Here is a 17,716-nt window from a genome sequence, read left to right as displayed (position 1 = left end):
CCCTACTTATTTAGTTCAGGTTTGCTTTGCGAAGTTCGAGAAGTGAACCAGTCGCTAGCGGAATGAATCCAGTCAACGACTTTGAAGTAACGCGGTACTCGTATGGCGAGAAGAGCCAAATCCAAACTGCATTATTTTCAAGTTCCTCAGAAACTGCTTTGTAAGCAGCTCTCCTCTGAGTGACGTTGCCGGTGGACTTGCCCTTTGCCATGAGCGCATCAAGTGTCGCTGATGAGTAACCTGCAACCTTGTTGAGGTTGCCGGTTGAGGTGAAGTAGCGGGTGTACATCGTGTCTGGATCGATGCGTCCACCGTTATTTGCAATGGAAGTAACGAAATCGGCAGCCAACCAACGAGATACGAAAGTCGAGTCATCGACCAATTCGAGATCCATGGTGATGCCAGCCTTTGCCAACTGGGCCTTCAGGCTCTGTGCAACTGCAGATGCGGTTGCGAATTGGGTAGGAGCAACCATTGTCTTAATGGTGAGACCGTTTGGATAGCCCGCCGTTGTTAGATACTGCTTGGCCTTGGCAATGTTGGCCTTTGGACATGGACGATCATTTGGGTTTGATTTGTAGGCTGGGCTGGTGATCGGTCCGATGACGGTTCCCTCACCAGATTGAGCGGTCTTAACAACTTCAGCCCGATCAATCGCGCATTGAATTGCTAAGCGAACATTTACATTGTCCAAAGGGGCTTTCCTAGCATTCAATTGAAGTGCCATGTAAGCAAGGGCAGGAGTCTTATACATTCTTAGATTCTTGCCAACCTGCTTGGCAATCAATGGATCAGTGATGACTGCAAACTGCACTGTTCCAGCATTGAGAGCAGAAAGAACTGATGACTCACTTGGAATTATTCGGAAAGTGACGGTATCCAACTTGGGAGTCTTACCCCAATAGGTTGAATTCTTTACCAACTTAACCGACTGACCTGGCTCCCAAGAAACATACTCGAATGGCCCAGTTCCGTTGACGACCTTTCCAACGTTGCCGGCTTTGATGTCATCACTGGAAAGCATCGCAATGTTGACGCCATCTAGCGAAGCCAAAATCGCTGAATTAGGGGTCGTCAGGTCCAAATTGACGTCGTACTTACTGACGACAGTGACCGACTTGATGGTTAGCAAGTTAGCGCGCGCAGCCGCCTTATTGGCGGGGTCAAGAATTCTCTCGATAGATGCCTTCACATCTGTTGCATCGAAGGTAGATCCATCTTGGAATTTCACATTCTTGCGAAGGTGCAGACGCAACGCAGTGCCAGCAGCGTTAAAAGCCCAGGATGTTGCCAGTCCAGAGCGAATATCAAGCTTGGGTCCCACTTCAACCAAACTGCCATAAACCAGGCCAAGTACACGGACGGTTCCGAAACCGGTTGCGCCCTGCGGATCTAGTTTGTCGATATCAAGAGTGATACCGATGACGAGATCTTTGCTCGCGGCCTGTGCAGGCGCCACGAAAGCAACTCCAGCCACAAGGGCGGCAGAGACACCCACGACTGCAATCTTCTTTCCTAATTTCACTTATTTCCCCTTTCAAGGTGAAAGACATCGGTAGCGGCATCATGAAAAAAAACTTCATAGACCCTGTCTATCCGTGGAAATCATTGCCTCAAAGTTGGAGTTGGTCAAGTGGAGCTAGGCGGAGAGCCTCATAACGTTCGCATAACTTTTGGACGGACTACTGGGAGATGAAGGGCAGAACTAATTTAAATTGAGCGCTTCCTGCACTCGATTCGAGCCCGCCAGCAATCGTGCGCGTGCGCTAGGAGCATCCACGCTCAGAAGGAGCATCAAGATCGCCACTTTCACTTCATTCCCAGATTCCGCTAGCGCTGCCGAGGCCCTTTCGTTAGGAGCGTCCGTGGCCTGCATAATGATGCGAACCGCTCTATCTCGCAGTTTCTCATTGGTGATCTGCAGATCCACCATCAGATTGCCAAATGTTTTGCCCAGCCGGACCATCGTGATCGTAGAGATCATGTTCAGTACCAACTTCTGAGCTGTCCCAGATTTCAGTCGGGTTGATCCGGCCAGCAATTCGGGTCCGGAGTCGATTTCAAGAGGGTGCTCCACATCCTTAGAAATCTGCGAATCTGGATTGGAGGTCAACCCGATCGTCAGGGCTCCAACCTGTCGTGCGTATGCCAGCCCTCCTTTGACGTAGGGAGTCCGACCACTGGCAGCAATTCCAACCACGCAATCTGCGGGGCGAAGATTGATGGAAATCAGATCCTTCTCCCCCGCTTGGAAATCATCCTCAGCGCCCTCAACTGCATGAGTCAACGCGCGTTCACCACCAGCCATTAATCCAAGAACCTGGTCTTCGGAAACCGAGAATGTCGGTCTGCACTCAACCGCATCCAGCACGCCAAGGCGGCCCGAAGTTCCGGCTCCAATATAAATCAATCTCCCACCGTGCATCATTCGCTCAACAATTGCTTCGATGGCACGTTCAATCTTGGGAAGTTCAAGTGCGATGGCCTTTGGGACTTCTGCATCACCTTCATTCATCGCACGCAGAAGTTCAGAAACACTCATCTGATCCAAGTGCCGAAATTTGGAATTCACCTGCTCCGTGCGAAGTAAGCCGAGAGATGAATCTTTAATGCCGCCCATGTAAGACCTTCCGTTCAAATCAAGGTTTTGCCGACCTTAGTTTCATTGGAAACAGTTCAATATATGTCTAGGCTAAAGATGTGTCCAATTATCTGGCGGTTGTAGCGATAATCACCTTCGCAAATATGCTCCCGGCATTCGCGCCACCAACGTGGTCACTGCTTGTTTTCTTCACAATTAGATACCACTTGGACCCTGTCGCACTAGTCCTCTGCGGAGTTGCGAGCGCAACAATGGGGCGCACAATCCTTGCCTACTCCTTCCGGGCAATTCGAAATTGGTTGCCAAAGGGATATGTCGCCAACATGGAAACCATGGGGATGCAGATCGAGAAGAACCGGAGTCGAGTCTTCGGACTCTTGGCTCTTTTCTTTATTTCCCCGCTCTCATCAGCACAACTCTTTGAGGGAGCTGGAATAATCAAGCGGATCGACCTGAAACCATTATTAATTGCCTTCGCGGGCGGACGCCTCATTAGTTATTCGTTCTACGTCACAAGTGCGAGCGCGCTAAAGGACTCCTCGCTCGGAAAGCTCATCACCCGTGAGATCACGTCGCCTTGGGCAATTGCGATTCAGGTGCTCCTTATCCTCGCACTCGTCGCCTTAGGCAACGTGAAATGGAACGGCACCAGATAAATTGTGGCCACAATTTCATGATATTGTACCCACATGGAAATTGGCATCCGCGAACTGAAAGACCGTCTTTCAGAAATTTTGCACCGAGCTCACGCTGGAGAGAAAATCACTATTACGCATCATGGCCGCCCTCTTTGCGAGATTTCACCCACAGAAGTAACTCAAGTCAAACGACCTGCATATCTAACAAAGGGAATTGAGGAAGGTTGGCTAACGCCAGCGAAAGTGCATACTCGTCAAATAGTGAAGCCGATCAAGGCAAGGAAAACTGGAAAATCCACTACCGAGCTCCTGCGCGAGTCTCGCGCCGAGCGCTTCTAATGGCTTCCCTTTATGTTGAGACGAGCGCCCTGTTAAAACGGTATGTACAAGAACCTGAATCAGATGACTGTCAGTCAATCCTAAATGTGCATTCTCACTGGATAACGTCTCGAATCACTATTACTGAAACCTTGATCAACTTGCGAAAGAGATTGAGTACGACTGAATTTGCAATCGCAGCCAAGCTGTTTCAAACAGACATAAACGTATTTGATGTAGTGGAGTTTGATTCAGAGTTAAGTTTGCGGGCAAGTGACGTCGCCGCCGGAAACAACCTTGCCACGCTAGATTCCATCCATCTTGCCTCTGCTCTACGGGTCAAGGGGCAACAGATGACTTTCCTCACATATGACAAACGCCTCGCAAATTGTGCAAAGAAGAATGGGCTGAGAGTTCTCCCAAGAACTTAGGCAGTTGGTGCTTCAGTTTCAGTCAGATCACTAGGCGTGTCAGGCAGCAGCGATTTCGGAGAGCCAACGAAAGTGAATTTTGCTTCAGCGCCTTCACCCTCGACATCAACCAGAACGATTTCGCCTGCCTTAAGTTCGCCAAAAAGAATCTTCTCAGAAAGACTATCTTCAATCTCACGCTGAATTGTCCGTCGAAGTGGTCTGGCACCAAGGAGTGGCTCGTATCCACGTGCCGCCAGCAAGTTCTTCGCCGCGGTCGTGAGTTCGATGCCCATATCTTTCGCCTTGAGCCGCTCATCAAGATTGGTGATCATAAGATCAACAATTTGAATAATTTCCAACTTCGTCAACTGGTGGAAGACGATGATGTCATCGATGCGGTTGAGGAATTCAGGACGGAAATGAGTCTTCAACTCATCACCAACTTTCGCCTTCATCCGCTCGTAGTTCGACATTTCATCTTCGGAATTGGCAAAGCCAAGACCCGCGCCCTTTGAGATATCGCGTGTGCCAAGGTTGGTGGTCATGATGATGACGGTGTTTTTGAAATCAACGAGCCGTCCTTGTGCGTCAGTCAGGTGGCCGTCTTCAAGAACTTGAAGCAGTGAGTTGAAGATATCTGGGTGTGCTTTCTCAATTTCATCAAAGAGCACGACAGAGAAAGGCTTGCGACGCACTTTCTCGGTGAGCTGGCCACCCTCGTCATAACCAACATATCCGGGAGGTGCTCCGAAAAGACGTGAAGCAGTATGACGCTCGGAGTACTCGGACATATCAAGTTGGATGAGCGCATCTGCTGTTCCAAAAAGGAATGCAGCAAGAGTTCGGGAGAGTTCGGTCTTGCCGACACCGGATGGCCCTGCGAAAATGAAGGAGCCACCGGGACGTTTTGGATCTTTCAATCCTGCGCGCGTGCGGCGGATCGCTTGCGAAAGAGCCTTAATGGCCTGATCCTGGCCGATCACGCGGCGGTGCAACTCGTCCTCCATGTGAAGCAGACGGGCAGTCTCTTCTTCGGTCAACTTAAAGACCGGGATCCCCGTTGCGGTTGAGAGTACTTCGGCAATGAGTTCTTCATCTACCTCGGTGACCATGTCCAAGTCGCCGGCCTTCCAGTTCTTTTCACGCTCATGCTTCTCGCTGATCAGATTCTTCTCTGTGTCACGAAGAGCGGCAGCCTTTTCAAAGTCCTGGCTATCAATGGCCGATTCCTTCTCGCGGCGGACATTGGCAATCTTCTCGTCAAATTCACGCAACTCCGGAGGTGCGGTCAAGCGACGGATGCGAAGTCGCGATCCTGCCTCGTCAATCAAGTCAATTGCTTTATCTGGCAAGAATCGATCCGAGACATATCGGTCCGCGAGGGTCGCAGCAGCAACCAGTGCGGCATCAGAAATCGAAACGCGGTGGTGCGATTCATATCGATCACGTAGACCTTTGAGGATTGCGATGGTGTGTTCGAGCGTTGGCTCCGCAACTTGGATCGGCTGAAAGCGACGCTCGAGTGCAGCATCTTTCTCAAGGTGCTTGCGGTACTCGTCAAGTGTTGTCGCGCCAATCGTCTGGAGTTCGCCACGGGCAAGCATTGGCTTCAAAATGCTGGCGGCATCAATCGCACCTTCAGCCGCTCCGGCGCCGACAAGAGTATGAATCTCATCGATAAAGAGAATGATGTCGCCACGTGTGCGAATCTCTTTGAGGACTTTCTTCAAGCGCTCTTCAAAATCTCCGCGGTAACGACTACCCGCAACGAGTGCGCCCAGGTCGAGTGAGTAAAGTTGCTTGTCTTTCAACATCTCTGGAACATCTCCGCGTACGATCGCCTGAGCGAGTCCTTCAACCACTGCGGTTTTACCAACACCCGGCTCCCCAATGAGAACTGGGTTGTTCTTGGTACGGCGCGACAGAACCTGCATCACTCTTTCGATTTCCTTCTCGCGCCCAATAACTGGGTCGAGTTTTCCCTCGCGAGCCGCTTGGGTGAGATTACGACCGAATTGATCAAGTACGAGAGAGGTCGATGGAGTGCCTTCCGCAGGACCGCCAGTTGTAACCGCCTCTTTACCCTGATATCCCGAAAGAAGTTGGATCACTTGCTGCCGAACCCGAGCTAGGTCAGCACCGAGTTTCATCAGAACCTGCGCGGCAACGCCTTCGCCTTCGCGGATGAGGCCAAGCAAAATATGTTCGGTGCCAATGTAGTTATGGCCCAATTGAAGCGCCTCCCGCAACGATAGTTCGAGAACCTTCTTGGCGCGCGGCGTAAATGGAATATGACCACTTGGTGCTTGCTGGCCTTGTCCGATGATCTCTTCAACCTGGGAGCGGACCGCCTCCAGGGAGATGCCAAGGGATTCGAGGGCTTTAGCGGCAACGCCTTCGCCTTCGTGAATGAGACCAAGGAGGATGTGCTCAGTACCGATGTAATTGTGGTTGAGCATACGAGCTTCTTCTTGGGCCAGGACAACGACCCGTCTGGCTCTATCCGTAAAGCGCTCAAACATCGGGGAACTCCTCTGGTTTTCTTCTGCGAACTCTCTGATTTACTCGCTGGACTTCTCGCTCTAAGCCTAATACCAGGCGGGGGTGAGGCGCGAAATCTCTTCCTTGATTCTTGTAACCGTAGATCAGGACTATTTATGCCCAAATACCTATAAGACCTTGAGCATTCTGGTATTTCCCAGCGTATTTGGCTTCACAGACTCCAGATCAAGGAATTCGGCAATACCGGTGTCATACGAGTGGAGAAGCTGGGTATACACCTCCGGCTCCACGGGAGTTCCCTGAATCTCTTCAAAGCCGAAGCGACTAAAGAAGGCGGTCTCAAATGTTAGGCAGAAGATCCGCTTCACCCCAATCGTGCGGGCGCGCCCGATGATTGCCTCCAGAATTTTCCCACCAACACCTTGTCCGCGCAGGTGGTCTGCAACCGCAACCGTACGGACCTCTGCCAGATCTTCCCAGAGAACATGGAGCGCACCGCAGCCGACTACTTCGCCGGCTTCAATGGCCACCGTAAATTCCTGCACGCTCTCATAAAGAGTGACTGTCTCTTTGGAGAGCAAGCGACGTTGCGGTGCGTATGCATCAATGAGCTTGCGGATGCCCTTAACATCGGTTGATTTCGCGGGACGAATCTCAATCATTGCTAATCAATCTCGGGCTTCACGAGCGGAAAGAGAATCGTCTCTCGAATTCCCAGTCCGGTCAGAGCCATCAGCAAGCGATCAACACCCATTCCCAATCCGCCCATCGGTGGCATTCCAAATTCCATCGCGCGCAAGAAATCCTCATCGACTCCCATTGCTTCCAAGTCGCCCTTCACGGCCAGGCGGCCCTGTTCGACCAAGCGCTCGCGTTGAATGATTGGATCAATGAGTTCGGAATATCCAGTCGCCAATTCAAATCCATCGACATAGAGATCCCACTTCTCAACAACTCCTGGTACCTCTCGATGTCCGCGAACCAACGGGGCATTATCAATTGGGAATCCCATGACAAAGGTTGGTTCGTTCAGTTTGCCAGTCGCAACATGCTCAAAGATTTCTTCAGCCAGTTTGCCCGCAATCCAGTTAGGGTCAATCTTCATTCCCAACTTAGTTGCTAACTTCTCCAACTCATTCATTGGAGTCAGTGCGGTAATAGGTTCGCCCACATTTTCAGAAATGACGTCAAAGAGAGAGATCTCCCGCCAATTGCCACCCAAGTTGGATTCTTTTCCATCATGGTGGATAACAACGTGTGATCCGAAAATCGCCTGGGCCGAATTCTGTACCAGCGCACGGGCAAGCTCAGCAGTGGTACGCCAGTCGCCATACGCCTCATAACTTTCGATCATCGCAAACTCCGGAGAGTGACTGGAATCCGCGCCTTCATTTCTGAAATTGCGATTGATTTCAAAAACTCGTTCTATGCCGCCAACTACGCACCGCTTGAGAAATAGTTCGGGAGCGATACGTAAGAAAAGATCCATGTCATATGCGTTGCTAAAAGTCTTGAAGGGGCGAGCTGCCGCACCACCAGCTTGCACCTGCAGCATTGGCGTTTCGACTTCGAGGTAATCACGAGAATGAAAAGTCTCTCGGAGAGATCGCATGACAGCTGGGCGCAGACGAGCATTACTGCGCGCCTCGGGACGGACTATAAGATCGACGTAACGCATCCGCACGCGCGTCTCCTCCGACATCGGCGTGTAATCGTTGGGAAGCGGACGCAGGGCTTTGGCAGCAAGGGACCAATCATTAGCCAGCACGGAGAGTTCGCCACGCTTAGATGTGATGATTTCTCCAGTCACACTCACAATATCGCCCAGGTCAATGTCACTCTTCCAAGAATTTAAAGAATCCTCACCCACCTTATTCAGAGAAAGCATTGCTTGAAGTTCGGTTCCATCGCCTTCGCGCAGGGTTGCGAAGCAGAGTTTGCCGGTGTCGCGCTTAAAAATAATTCGTCCCGTGACACTTTCAATATCTCCGGTAGCAACATCGATTGCAAGATCGGTATAAGTAGCACGCACTTGCGCCAGAGACGTTGTCCGTGGGACCGAGACCGGGTATGGCTCCACTCCGCGCTCGAGAAGATCGGCTCGCTTTTCACGCCTAATGCGTAACTGCTCCGGCAGGTTGTCATCCGGAACCATCTTTATATTCTCAGCCATAATGGGGTGAGTCTAGCGATTTAGCCATTTCTCTCGTGAATCAGACGTAGACCGATCAATGTGAGATCTGGTTCGTGGTGCTCGATGGTCTCTGAAATACCTATTACCAGCGGAGCCAATCCACCAGTGGCAATGACCGCCGGCTTTCCCGGTTGGGATTCTTTGAGTTCGGCCGAAATTCGGTGGACCAAGGCATCGACCTGACCTGCAAATCCAAAAATCGTCCCAGACTGCAACGCTTCTACCGTGTTCTTTCCTATTGCCGCGCGCGGTCGAACCAACTCCACCTTACGCAACTGCGCCGCGCGCGATGCCAGAGCGTCGACTGAAATCTCAATTCCGGGTGCGATCGCCCCGCCCATAAATTCGCCCTTCGAAGAGACGACATCTAGGTTCGTTGAAGTCCCAAAATCGACGACTATTGCTGGGCCGTGCGGATAAAGGGTGTGGGCTGCCATCGTGTTGACGATCCTGTCGGCACCTATCTCCTTAGGATTATCAACCAGCAGTGGGACGCCTGTCTTGATTCCCGGCTCGACGATAGTGGTCCGTATTTCGGGTAAATATGCATTGATCATCGTTCGCATCTCGCGCAGACTGGCCGGAACTGTCGAACAGATAGCCAGGCCGGTTATGGCATATCCGTCAACCAAGGCGTCGAATTGAAGCCATAGCTCATCGGAAGTATTGCGTGGATCAGTCTTTACTCGCCAAGAGCGAACCAACACTTTGCCATCAAAAACTCCCAGAACGGTATTTGTATTTCCAACATCAATGGCAAGTAACATTTAGATCTCCGCCTTTAGGTCGAGTCCGATATCAAAAACTGGTGCCGAATGAGTAAGGGCACCAACTGCTAAATAATCCACACCCGTTTGCGCATATGCGCGGGCGTTCTTAAGAGATAGCCCTCCCGATGCTTCCAATTCACATCGGCCAGCAGTAATTTCAACCGCCTGCCGGCACTCCTCAACACTCATGTTGTCGAGCAGCACCAGATCAGGATTATAAGGAAGTATCTCTTGTAATTGTTCCAAGGTATCAACTTCAATTTCGACTTCTATATTTGGATAAAGCGAGCGCACACTTTGCAAAGCTTTGACGACTCCACCGACGGCCGCAATATGGTTGTCCTTAATGAGGGCAGCATCGCTGAGCGACATCCGGTGATTGGTGCCGCCACCCCTTCGCACGGCGTATTTCTCCAACTCCCGTAGACCTGGGGTTGTCTTACGCGTATCTCGTATCAACGTTCCAAATTCGCTTACTTCATCTACCCATCTTCTCGTCAACGTTGCGATGCCGCTGAGGTGACCCAAGAAATTCAGGGCAGTTCGCTCCGCTAAGAGAAGTGCTCTCGTGTTTGCGCGCACGCTCATAAGTACTGCGCCGGACTCCACTTTATGAGCGCACAAAATTGGAGTCGTAATATCTCCGATTCCTACCGTTTCAAGAACAGCTCTCGCGATGGGAATCCCAGCAACCACTCCCGTTGCACGGGTGCGAAATTCACCCGTGGAAAAATGATCTGCCGGGATGGTAGCCACGGATGTCACATCCTCCCCACCCTGCAAATCCTCTTCAAATGCCCGGTGAATCAGGTCAATCACTTGATCAGGGTTGAGCGATGCCCCAAACAAATCTGCCCGTGTTTGATCGGAGATTTCTTCATACCTCATGACTCTTCCACCGCCTCAAAACTGGTTTCCCATTTACCATCAATGCTCATCCGCTGCAGAATTCTTTGCGACCAACGTGGAAGTTGCGCTGGGAAATCTTCGCGCCAATGAGAGCCTCTCGTCTCCTCGCGCGTCAGAGCCGAACGAACAATGGCCTGCGCAAGTTGGAAGAGGTTGGTTGTTTCCCAGGCTTCTACGCAGGGTTCTAGACTCACTCGATCGGCAATTTCTACCAAATCCTTCTCAGCGCTATGAAGTGAACGTGCAGATCGCAGAACTCCGGCGCCCTTGCTCATGCTCACCTGTAGTGTTTTTCGCGCCTTTGGGTCCAGGAGAATTGTGGGCTGCGCAATATCAACAGGTTCAGTAAACTCCCGCGGATTCGCGGCAATATCGGCTGCAATGCGGGCACTAAAGACCAGTCCTTCCAACAAAGAATTAGATGCCAGGCGATTAGCACCGTGGACTCCCGTGCAGGCAGTTTCGCCGCATGCATACAAACCGAAAATACTTGAATGCCCATTAAGGTCGACTCGTACTCCGCCGGAAGCGTAATGCGATGCGGGCGCAACTGGAATCAATTCCGTAAGTGGATCTATTCCATGGACCAAACAAGATGCATAGATTGTCGGGAACCGTTCGACGAAGCCAGCAATGTGGCGAACATCCAACCAGACGTGGTGCGCACCTGTTTCATTCATATGTCTCATGATCGCTTTGGCAACCACGTCGCGCGGGGCAAGCTCTGCCATGGGATGTTGCCCAACCATAAATCGAACACCATCGTCATCAACCAGGAATGCGCCTTCACCGCGCACCGCTTCACTAATCAACGGCTGCTGTCCCTGCGATGCGTCACCCAGCCAGAGAACGGTTGGGTGAAATTGAATGAATTCCACATCGGCCACTTCGGCTCCAGCTCGCAGCGCAAGTGCAACTCCGTCACCAGTTGATACAGATGGATTCGTGGTCTGTGCGAAAACTTGGCCCAGTCCTCCGGTGGCAAGAACTGTTGCCCGTGCCATGGCGCGGCCGACTCCATCCCTAGTGCCTGCACCAATAACGTGAAGTGTCACGCCACAAACGGCACCGTTTGAATCCTTAAGCGCGTCCAACACGAGCGCGTGCTCCATGACTTCAATCTCTGGATCATCTCTTACTGCTGCAAGTAAGGCGCGAGATACCTCTGCGCCAGTTGCGTCCCCGCCAGCGTGCAGAATTCGATTGCGATGATGCCCGCCCTCACGAGTGAGGGAAATTTCCCCACTTGCTTCTTTGTCGAAAACAGCGCCACGGGCGATTAACTTTCGGACGGCCTCCGGACCTTCGGATACCAAAACCTTTACTGCGGTCTTATCGCACAAACCAGCACCTGCAACAAGTGTGTCTTTTTCGTGTTGGTCGGGCGTATCCCCCGGGCCTAATGCGGCAGCAATTCCACCCTGCGCCCACTTTGTCGAACCCTCATCTACGCGAGCTTTTGTCACTAATAAAACTGAAAGCCCAAAACTTCTCACTTGCAGAGCAGTGGTAAGTCCGGCCACTCCAGATCCAACCACGATGACGTCTGCGCGCGCAGTCCAACCAGGGCTGGGAGCTAGTAATTTCATCGGGACTGATTTCGTATCGCCATATTGTCAATCAACCTAACACCGTTAATCCAGCCCGCAACCAAGGCACGTTTAGCAATACTCTTCTCGCTCGCCAATGTGAAATTCTCCTCATCAATAATTGCGGAGTAATCACGCGTAAATCTTGGCTCCTGCCCAAGAGTATTGTCCAATCGCTCCTGCATCTCTTTAAGCGAATTCGCCATCGAAGCATTGATAAGCGCCCTGGATATGATGCGCGCTGCGACCCGGTCCTCATCGCTTAATCGTATGTTCCGTGAAGAAAGAGCGAGACCATCCACATCCCGAACAATCGGAACGGCGATAATTTCGATCTTTTTGCCCTGCTGGCGCACCATCTGCTCAACCAAGAAGAGCTGCTGGAAGTCCTTCTCGCCGAAAATAGCCCACTGAGGTCGGGTGAGGTTGAAAAGCCGATTCACCACGGTCAGCATTCCATCAAAGTGCCCTTTTCGGCTTACTCCCTCGAAGAGTTCGCCCAGTGGGCCGGCAGAGATCAAGTCGATCGGGCCGGGATAAATCTCCTTAAACTCTGGCCGCCAGAGAATCGACGCGCCAGATTGCGCGGCTACTACGGCATCCGCCTCGGGATTGCGCGGATACTTCTCCAAATCTTTGGGATCACCGAATTGAAGGGGGTTTATAAAAACGCTCACCAGCACATTCGCGGAGCACTGCCTTGCTCTCTCTATCAACTTTGCGTGGCCAGCATGGAGCGCACCCATGGTTGGAACAAAGGCGATGTTGCTGGCCTCATGAGGCAAAAGTTGATTGAGATGGGTTATTTCGCGCATCTGCTCCAGTCCTTCCGTGGTACCGGGCTAAGAATTACAGGTTACTAGGCAGGCGGTAGTTGCGCCAAAATTTCACTTACTCTCCCGTGAGTAATAAGGACCGCTTCCGGATCTATCTCCAACCAGGGCTCTAGAACAAAGCGTCGCTCATGGGCGAGAGGGTGTGGCAGTGTCAAAGTCTCGTCTTGGCTAAGAATGGGTCCATACTGAATGAGATCTAAATCGATAACACGTGGTCCCCACTTTTCTGTGCGAACTCGTCCCATGCTCTTTTCAATTCCTTGCAACACGCCCAGCAGATCAAGTGCGGGTAAGTTCGATTCAAGAATGCACACCGCATTTACAAAATCCGGTTGTGAAGGTCCGCCGACTGGTCGAGTTACATAGAGTCGGGACCTACTAACGAGGTCGGTTGATTCCTTTAGAAGAACCAGGGCCAACTCAACGGCTTCTGCAGGCTCTGCCAAATTGGCACCTAACGCGACAACTGCTCTCAACGGGATCGTTCAATTCTGATTGCGATATCCGCAAAATTTACTTCCACCGGTGCTTGTGGTTTATGCACCACTACAACAACTGAGTTGATAAGTGAGAAATTTGAAAGCAGCCCGTCCGCGATCTGCGAAGCGAGTGTTTCGATCAGTGAGACGGGTGAACCCACAATCATCTCTAAAACTAAATTGCAAACACTTCCATAATCGACAGTGTCTTCCACTAAGTCGCTCCGCGAAGCTTTTCCTAGATCTAAATTCAATGAAAGATCAACCAAGAACTCTTGCCCATTTTCACGTTCATGATCAAAAACTCCATGATAACCAAACGCACGGATTCCCTTAATCTCTATTGCGTCACTCATTTGAATCTCCCCGCCACAGCTACCGCATCCAGATGTGACTTCACGTTATGGACTCTGACTCCCCAAGTGCCTCGTTGGGCAAGCAACGCCGTCAATGCGATTGTTGCGGACTCTCGGTCATCAGGTGCCTCTGATCCAACAAGGGCTCCTAAAAAACGCTTCCGCGATGCACCCACCAGTACGGGAAATCCCAGCGCCTCAATTGAATTCAAATTGTTGAGGAGAGCCCAATTGTGATCCGCATCTTTGGCAAATCCAATACCTGGATCCAAGATTATGTTTTCTGGCTTAATCCCTGCCGCCAACGCTGCGCTTACTCGCTGACTCAACTCCGCAATGACTTCTTTAACAACATCGCCATAAATTGCGCGACTCTGCATATCTTTGGAATCGCCCCTGCTATGCATCGCGATATATGGGCAATCCAAAGCAGCGCTCACTTCGAGAATTCCTGGATCTGCTAATCCGGCACTTACGTCATTGATTATGCGGGCACCAGCCGCAAATGCGGCATTCGCAACGGTGGCCCGCGTCGTATCGATACTCAGTAAAGCACCTCTAGCGCTTAACTCTTCGATAACGGAAAGAACTCGCTCCATCTCCTCCTCAGCCGAGATCCTTGTCGATCCCGGACGGGTGGATTCACCGCCGATGTCAATGATGTCTGCGCCTTCCTTAAGCAATTCGGTTCCGCGCGCGACGGCTCGTTCAAAATTGGAGTAACGCCCGCCATCGGCAAAAGAATCAGGAGTGACATTGAGAATACCCATGACAATCGTCCGGTCGATAGGCAGGCCCAAATCCGACAGAGCCATCACGGTCTACTTTCGGGTAATGAGACTAATGGCTTCTGCACGGGTAGCTGGGTCGCGCAATATTCCTCTAACCGCACTTGTCACCGTACGTGCTTCGGCTTTGCGAACACCGCGCATAGACATACAGAGGTGTTCGCACTCGATAATGACTATCACGCCAGCTGGCTTAAGAATTTCGACGAGCGCATCCGCAATCTGCGTTGTCATTCGTTCTTGTACCTGCGGTCTACGAGCAAAGAGGTCGACTAATCTCGCAATTTTGGAAAGGCCGGTGATTCTTCCTGAGGGAATGTAACCCACATGAGCTACGCCATGAAACGGGGTGAGATGATGTTCGCAGTGAGAGTAAACCTCGATATCTTTAATGATCACGAGTTCCTCGTGACCGATATCAAAAGTCGTCGTTAACACGTCTTCTGGCGATTGCCATAGTCCAGCAAAGTTCTCTGCAAACGCGCGGGCTACTCGACTCGGAGTATCTCGCAACCCCTCACGTTCGGGGTCTTCGCCAAGTGCTAAAAGAAGTTCGCGGACCGCGCGCTCGGCCCGCGCTTGATCGTAAGGTTCGGATGCACGACCATCCTGCGGTCCCATAGAGACCGAACTGATCTCACTCATCTTGCGCCTCTTCCGCAGGCGTTAGTTTGACAGTTGGAGCCGACGTTACTCGTTTTGCGCGAGTTCTCTTCTGCTTAACTTTCGCAGGTTTTGTACCCTCTTCTTGCGCGACCCGCGACAGTGCTATCCGCGTGGCGATGGGTGGCACAGAGGATGGCTTCCGAGTGCTCGAACCTGTCCATGCCGGACGATTAGGGCGCGGCTTAACCTGCGCAAAAATCTCCGCAATCTCCTCTTTATTCAGAGTTTCGCGTTCGAGCAGTTGCACCACCATTTCATCAAGAATGGCGCGGTTTTCATCCAAAATATCGAAAGCCTCCTGGTGAGCATTCTCAATGAAGGTGCGGATCTCTCTGTCAATCAATGCAGCGACACTTTCAGAGAAATCACGAGTGTGTCCGTAATCGCGACCCATAAACGGTTCTGAAGCATCTGTGCCCAATTTGATCGCACCTATTGACTCTGTCATTCCGTACTGAGTAACCATCGCGCGTGCAAGAGTTGTCGCCTTATCAATGTCATCACTCGCGCCGGTCGATGGATCGTGGAAGATTAATTCTTCAGCAGCGCGGCCACCAAGTGAGTAGGCCAATTTATCGAGCAGTTGGTTTCTTGTCACGGAGTACCGATCATCATCTGGCAGAACCATGGTGTAACCCAGGGCGCGACCGCGCGGCATGATCGTAATCTTGTGGACTGGATCGGTGTGTGGCAGAGCGTGAGCAACAAGGGCGTGCCCACCTTCGTGGTAAGCCGTGACACGTCGTTCTTCTTCGCTCATCAAACGACTCTTACGCTGTGGCCCCGCCATGACACGGTCAATCGCTTCATCCAATTCAGTATTGGTAATGAGCTTCTTCTCTTCACGCGCAGTGAGAAGTGCGGCTTCATTGAGAACATTCGCTAAATCAGCTCCGGTAAATCCCGGAGTGCGACGCGCGAAATTGAGGAGATCAACATCATCTGCAAGGGGCTTGCCCTTGGCGTGAACTTTTAGAATTTCCTCGCGCCCCTTTAAGTCAGGTCGCTCTACTGGAATCTGACGGTCAAAACGGCCCGGACGCAGCAGTGCAGGATCTAAAATATCTGGACGGTTAGTAGCGGCAATTAAGATAACAGAACTGTTTGTCTCAAAGCCATCCATCTCAACCAGCAATTGATTGAGAGTCTGCTCGCGTTCATCGTGACCGCCACCCATGCCTGCCCCACGTTGACGACCCACGGCATCGATTTCATCAACGAAGACAATTGCCGGAGCGTTCTCTTTTGCCTGATTGAAGAGATCTCGAACGCGCGCAGCACCGACACCGACAAACATCTCCACAAAATCAGAACCTGATATTGAATAGAACGGCACGTTGGCTTCGCCCGCAACCGCGCGCGCAAGAAGCGTCTTGCCGGTTCCTGGTGGGCCATAAAGCAATACACCCTTAGGAATCTTGGCACCCAGCGCAACGTATTTGGGAGGATTCGCCAGGAAGTCCTTAATTTCACTGAGTTCAGCCACAGCTTCATCTGAGCCAGCTACATCCGCAAATGTTGTTTTAGGAACATCATTGCTCTGCAATTTTGCCCTTGAGCGACCGAAGGAAAAGGCCCTATTGCCGCCCTGTGCTTGTCCCATCATCAAGAAGAAGAGGAGGCCGATCACAAGAATTGGTCCGAAGGAGAAGAAGAGCGAGATCAAGAGAGATTGCGAGGCAATCTTTACCGACCATGCATGCGGTGGTGGATTGCCAACCAGCAACTCGACAAGTGTCGGTTCCTGACCGGTTATGTAGTTGGCTTCAACTTTTGAAGAGCCATTTATCTGCATTCCGGATTTCAAAATGACTTGGATCCGCTGCTCTTTATCAATGAGCAGAGCTGAATCAACCTGCCCATTAGAGATGGCCGAAATTATCTGGGAGGTAGTGACCTTTGTATATTTATTACTGGCTGCAGAGACTTGACCAAAGATCGTCACCGCGACGATAGCGATGATGATCCAGAAAAGCGGCCCACGCAAAATTCGCTGCGGGCGCGTTTGAGGCTTCTTTCGTTCGCTCTTCTTATTCATCTTCTTCTCTGTCTTATCCTTCTTCTGCTGAGCCATATTTTGGAGGTTCTCTTCTCTTAGGAGTACATATGCTTGGCGAGTACGCCAACGAACGGAAGATTGCGATACTTCTCATTGAAATCGAGGCCGTAGCCGACAACAAAGTCTGCCGGAATTTCAAATCCAACATACTTGACTTTAATATCAACCTTGGCGGCTTCGGGCTTTCGCAAGATTGCCAGTATCTCAACACTTTTAGCGCCACGCGACTCAAGATTGGCTTTCAGCCACGAAAGCGTGAGGCCCGAATCAACAATGTCTTCGACAATAAGAACTTCACGGCCGGTGATATCTCTATCTAAATCCTTAAGAATCCGAACAACGCCGCTGGACTTCGTTCCGGAACCGTATGACGATACTGCCATCCAATCCATATCCACGTGGCGTTGCAGCGCGCGTGATAGATCGGCCATTGCCATGACAGCGCCCTTAAGCACTCCCACCATCAGCAGGTCTCGCCCGCGGTAATCCTCCTCGACCTTGGCCGCCAACTCTTTTATTTTGGCGGCAATCTCCTCTTCAGTCACAATCACACGTTCGACATCGCTGCCAATCATTGATAACTCCACGGTTCCTCGC

Annotated in this window: 18 protein-coding genes; 3 read left to right on the top strand and 15 right to left on the bottom strand. The window is 51.4% G+C overall.

The window, feature by feature from the left end:
* Positions 1-10: 10 nt before the first annotated feature.
* Both VMW30_09545 and murQ read right to left on the bottom strand, forming a co-directional pair.
* Positions 11-1,525: an ABC transporter substrate-binding protein gene (locus VMW30_09545; protein ID HUW88595.1), complete on the bottom strand. Its 1,515-nt coding sequence runs from the start codon at positions 1,523-1,525 to the stop codon at positions 11-13.
* 180 nt (positions 1,526-1,705) lie between these two features.
* Positions 1,706-2,620, bottom strand: coding sequence for an N-acetylmuramic acid 6-phosphate etherase (gene murQ / locus VMW30_09540; GenBank protein ID HUW88594.1), 915 nt, complete (start codon positions 2,618-2,620; stop codon positions 1,706-1,708).
* Between the two features lie 80 nt (positions 2,621-2,700).
* Between murQ and VMW30_09535 the strand changes: the two genes are divergently transcribed.
* The 3 genes from VMW30_09535 to VMW30_09525 are packed head-to-tail and all read left to right on the top strand — an operon-like array spanning position 2,701 to position 3,989.
* Positions 2,701-3,258, top strand: coding sequence for a hypothetical protein (locus tag VMW30_09535; protein HUW88593.1), 558 nt, complete (start codon positions 2,701-2,703; stop codon positions 3,256-3,258).
* Between the two features lie 33 nt (positions 3,259-3,291).
* A complete protein-coding gene (locus VMW30_09530) occupies positions 3,292-3,579 on the top strand; it encodes a type II toxin-antitoxin system prevent-host-death family antitoxin (protein HUW88592.1) in 288 nt (95 codons plus the stop codon).
* Positions 3,579-3,989, top strand: coding sequence for a type II toxin-antitoxin system VapC family toxin (locus tag VMW30_09525; protein HUW88591.1), 411 nt, complete (start codon positions 3,579-3,581; stop codon positions 3,987-3,989). Before VMW30_09530 ends, VMW30_09525 begins: the two co-directional genes overlap by 1 nt.
* Here VMW30_09525 and VMW30_09520 read toward each other — a convergent pair.
* The 13 genes from VMW30_09520 to hpt form a co-directional block, all read right to left on the bottom strand.
* A complete protein-coding gene (locus VMW30_09520) occupies positions 3,986-6,493 on the bottom strand; it encodes an ATP-dependent Clp protease ATP-binding subunit (GenBank protein ID HUW88590.1) in 2,508 nt (835 codons plus the stop codon). The two genes, VMW30_09525 and VMW30_09520, sit on opposite strands and share 4 nt — an antisense overlap.
* Before the next feature lie 147 nt (positions 6,494-6,640).
* The gene (locus VMW30_09515; protein ID HUW88589.1) at positions 6,641-7,135 is read right to left on the bottom strand and encodes an amino-acid N-acetyltransferase; all 495 of its coding nucleotides are present in this window, start codon (positions 7,133-7,135) and stop codon (positions 6,641-6,643) included.
* Positions 7,136-7,137: 2 nt separating this feature from the next.
* A complete protein-coding gene (gene lysS / locus VMW30_09510; GenBank protein HUW88588.1) occupies positions 7,138-8,628 on the bottom strand; it encodes a lysine--tRNA ligase in 1,491 nt (496 codons plus the stop codon).
* Positions 8,629-8,666: 38 nt separating this feature from the next.
* Positions 8,667-9,434 carry a type III pantothenate kinase gene (locus VMW30_09505; protein HUW88587.1) on the bottom strand — a complete coding sequence of 256 codons (768 nt, stop codon included), beginning with the start codon at positions 9,432-9,434 and terminating at the stop codon, positions 8,667-8,669.
* Positions 9,435-10,325, bottom strand: coding sequence for a carboxylating nicotinate-nucleotide diphosphorylase (gene nadC / locus VMW30_09500; protein ID HUW88586.1), 891 nt, complete (start codon positions 10,323-10,325; stop codon positions 9,435-9,437).
* Positions 10,322-11,935, bottom strand: coding sequence for an L-aspartate oxidase (locus VMW30_09495; GenBank protein ID HUW88585.1), 1,614 nt, complete (start codon positions 11,933-11,935; stop codon positions 10,322-10,324). The genes nadC and VMW30_09495 overlap by 4 nt, the downstream gene beginning before the upstream one ends.
* On the bottom strand, positions 11,932-12,750 hold the full coding sequence (gene panC, locus VMW30_09490; GenBank protein ID HUW88584.1) for a pantoate--beta-alanine ligase: 819 nt from the start codon (positions 12,748-12,750) through the stop codon (positions 11,932-11,934). The genes VMW30_09495 and panC overlap by 4 nt, the downstream gene beginning before the upstream one ends.
* Positions 12,751-12,794: 44 nt before the next feature.
* Positions 12,795-13,247, bottom strand: coding sequence for a 2-amino-4-hydroxy-6-hydroxymethyldihydropteridine diphosphokinase (folK, locus tag VMW30_09485; protein HUW88583.1), 453 nt, complete (start codon positions 13,245-13,247; stop codon positions 12,795-12,797).
* Complete coding sequence (gene folB / locus VMW30_09480; GenBank protein HUW88582.1) at positions 13,244-13,606, bottom strand: dihydroneopterin aldolase; 363 nt, start codon at positions 13,604-13,606, stop codon at positions 13,244-13,246. The genes folK and folB overlap by 4 nt, the downstream gene beginning before the upstream one ends.
* Complete coding sequence (gene folP / locus VMW30_09475; GenBank protein ID HUW88581.1) at positions 13,603-14,421, bottom strand: dihydropteroate synthase; 819 nt, start codon at positions 14,419-14,421, stop codon at positions 13,603-13,605. Before folP ends, folB begins: the two co-directional genes overlap by 4 nt.
* A gap of 6 nt (positions 14,422-14,427) precedes the next feature.
* Entirely contained in the window at positions 14,428-15,039 is a 612-nt protein-coding gene (folE, locus tag VMW30_09470; protein HUW88580.1) for a GTP cyclohydrolase I FolE, read from the bottom strand.
* Positions 15,032-17,098, bottom strand: a complete 2,067-nt coding sequence (gene ftsH, locus VMW30_09465; protein ID HUW88579.1) for an ATP-dependent zinc metalloprotease FtsH — start codon at positions 17,096-17,098, stop codon at positions 15,032-15,034. The genes folE and ftsH overlap by 8 nt, the downstream gene beginning before the upstream one ends.
* A gap of 56 nt (positions 17,099-17,154) precedes the next feature.
* On the bottom strand, positions 17,155-17,706 hold the full coding sequence (hpt, locus tag VMW30_09460; GenBank protein HUW88578.1) for a hypoxanthine phosphoribosyltransferase: 552 nt from the start codon (positions 17,704-17,706) through the stop codon (positions 17,155-17,157).
* Positions 17,707-17,716 lie beyond the last annotated feature (10 nt).

Source organism: Candidatus Paceibacterota bacterium (genome assembly GCA_035530615.1).
In the GTDB taxonomy this organism is placed as follows: Bacteria; Actinomycetota; Actinomycetes; order Nanopelagicales; family Nanopelagicaceae; genus QYPT01.
This window is presented reverse-complemented; position numbering and strand designations above follow the sequence as displayed.

What these genes read in the sequence shown, in the direction of transcription:
- nadC (HUW88586.1), bottom strand. Translation starts at nt 10,325, where the DNA reads ATGAGGTATGAAGAAATCTCCGATCAAACACGGGCAGATTTGTTTGGG.
- folP (HUW88581.1), bottom strand. Translation starts at nt 14,421, where the DNA reads ATGGCTCTGTCGGATTTGGGCCTGCCTATCGACCGGACGATTGTCATG.
- folB (HUW88582.1), bottom strand. Translation starts at nt 13,606, where the DNA reads ATGAGTGACGCAATAGAGATTAAGGGAATCCGTGCGTTTGGTTATCAT.
- VMW30_09525 (HUW88591.1), top strand. Translation starts at nt 3,579, where the DNA reads ATGGCTTCCCTTTATGTTGAGACGAGCGCCCTGTTAAAACGGTATGTA.
- VMW30_09505 (HUW88587.1), bottom strand. Translation starts at nt 9,434, where the DNA reads ATGTTACTTGCCATTGATGTTGGAAATACAAATACCGTTCTGGGAGTT.
- VMW30_09520 (HUW88590.1), bottom strand. Translation starts at nt 6,493, where the DNA reads ATGTTTGAGCGCTTTACGGATAGAGCCAGACGGGTCGTTGTCCTGGCC.
- panC (HUW88584.1), bottom strand. Translation starts at nt 12,750, where the DNA reads ATGCGCGAAATAACCCATCTCAATCAACTTTTGCCTCATGAGGCCAGC.
- VMW30_09515 (HUW88589.1), bottom strand. Translation starts at nt 7,135, where the DNA reads ATGATTGAGATTCGTCCCGCGAAATCAACCGATGTTAAGGGCATCCGC.
- VMW30_09495 (HUW88585.1), bottom strand. Translation starts at nt 11,935, where the DNA reads ATGAAATTACTAGCTCCCAGCCCTGGTTGGACTGCGCGCGCAGACGTC.
- folE (HUW88580.1), bottom strand. Translation starts at nt 15,039, where the DNA reads ATGAGTGAGATCAGTTCGGTCTCTATGGGACCGCAGGATGGTCGTGCA.
- lysS (HUW88588.1), bottom strand. Translation starts at nt 8,628, where the DNA reads ATGGTTCCGGATGACAACCTGCCGGAGCAGTTACGCATTAGGCGTGAA.
- ftsH (HUW88579.1), bottom strand. Translation starts at nt 17,098, where the DNA reads ATGAATAAGAAGAGCGAACGAAAGAAGCCTCAAACGCGCCCGCAGCGA.
- VMW30_09530 (HUW88592.1), top strand. Translation starts at nt 3,292, where the DNA reads ATGGAAATTGGCATCCGCGAACTGAAAGACCGTCTTTCAGAAATTTTG.
- murQ (HUW88594.1), bottom strand. Translation starts at nt 2,620, where the DNA reads ATGGGCGGCATTAAAGATTCATCTCTCGGCTTACTTCGCACGGAGCAG.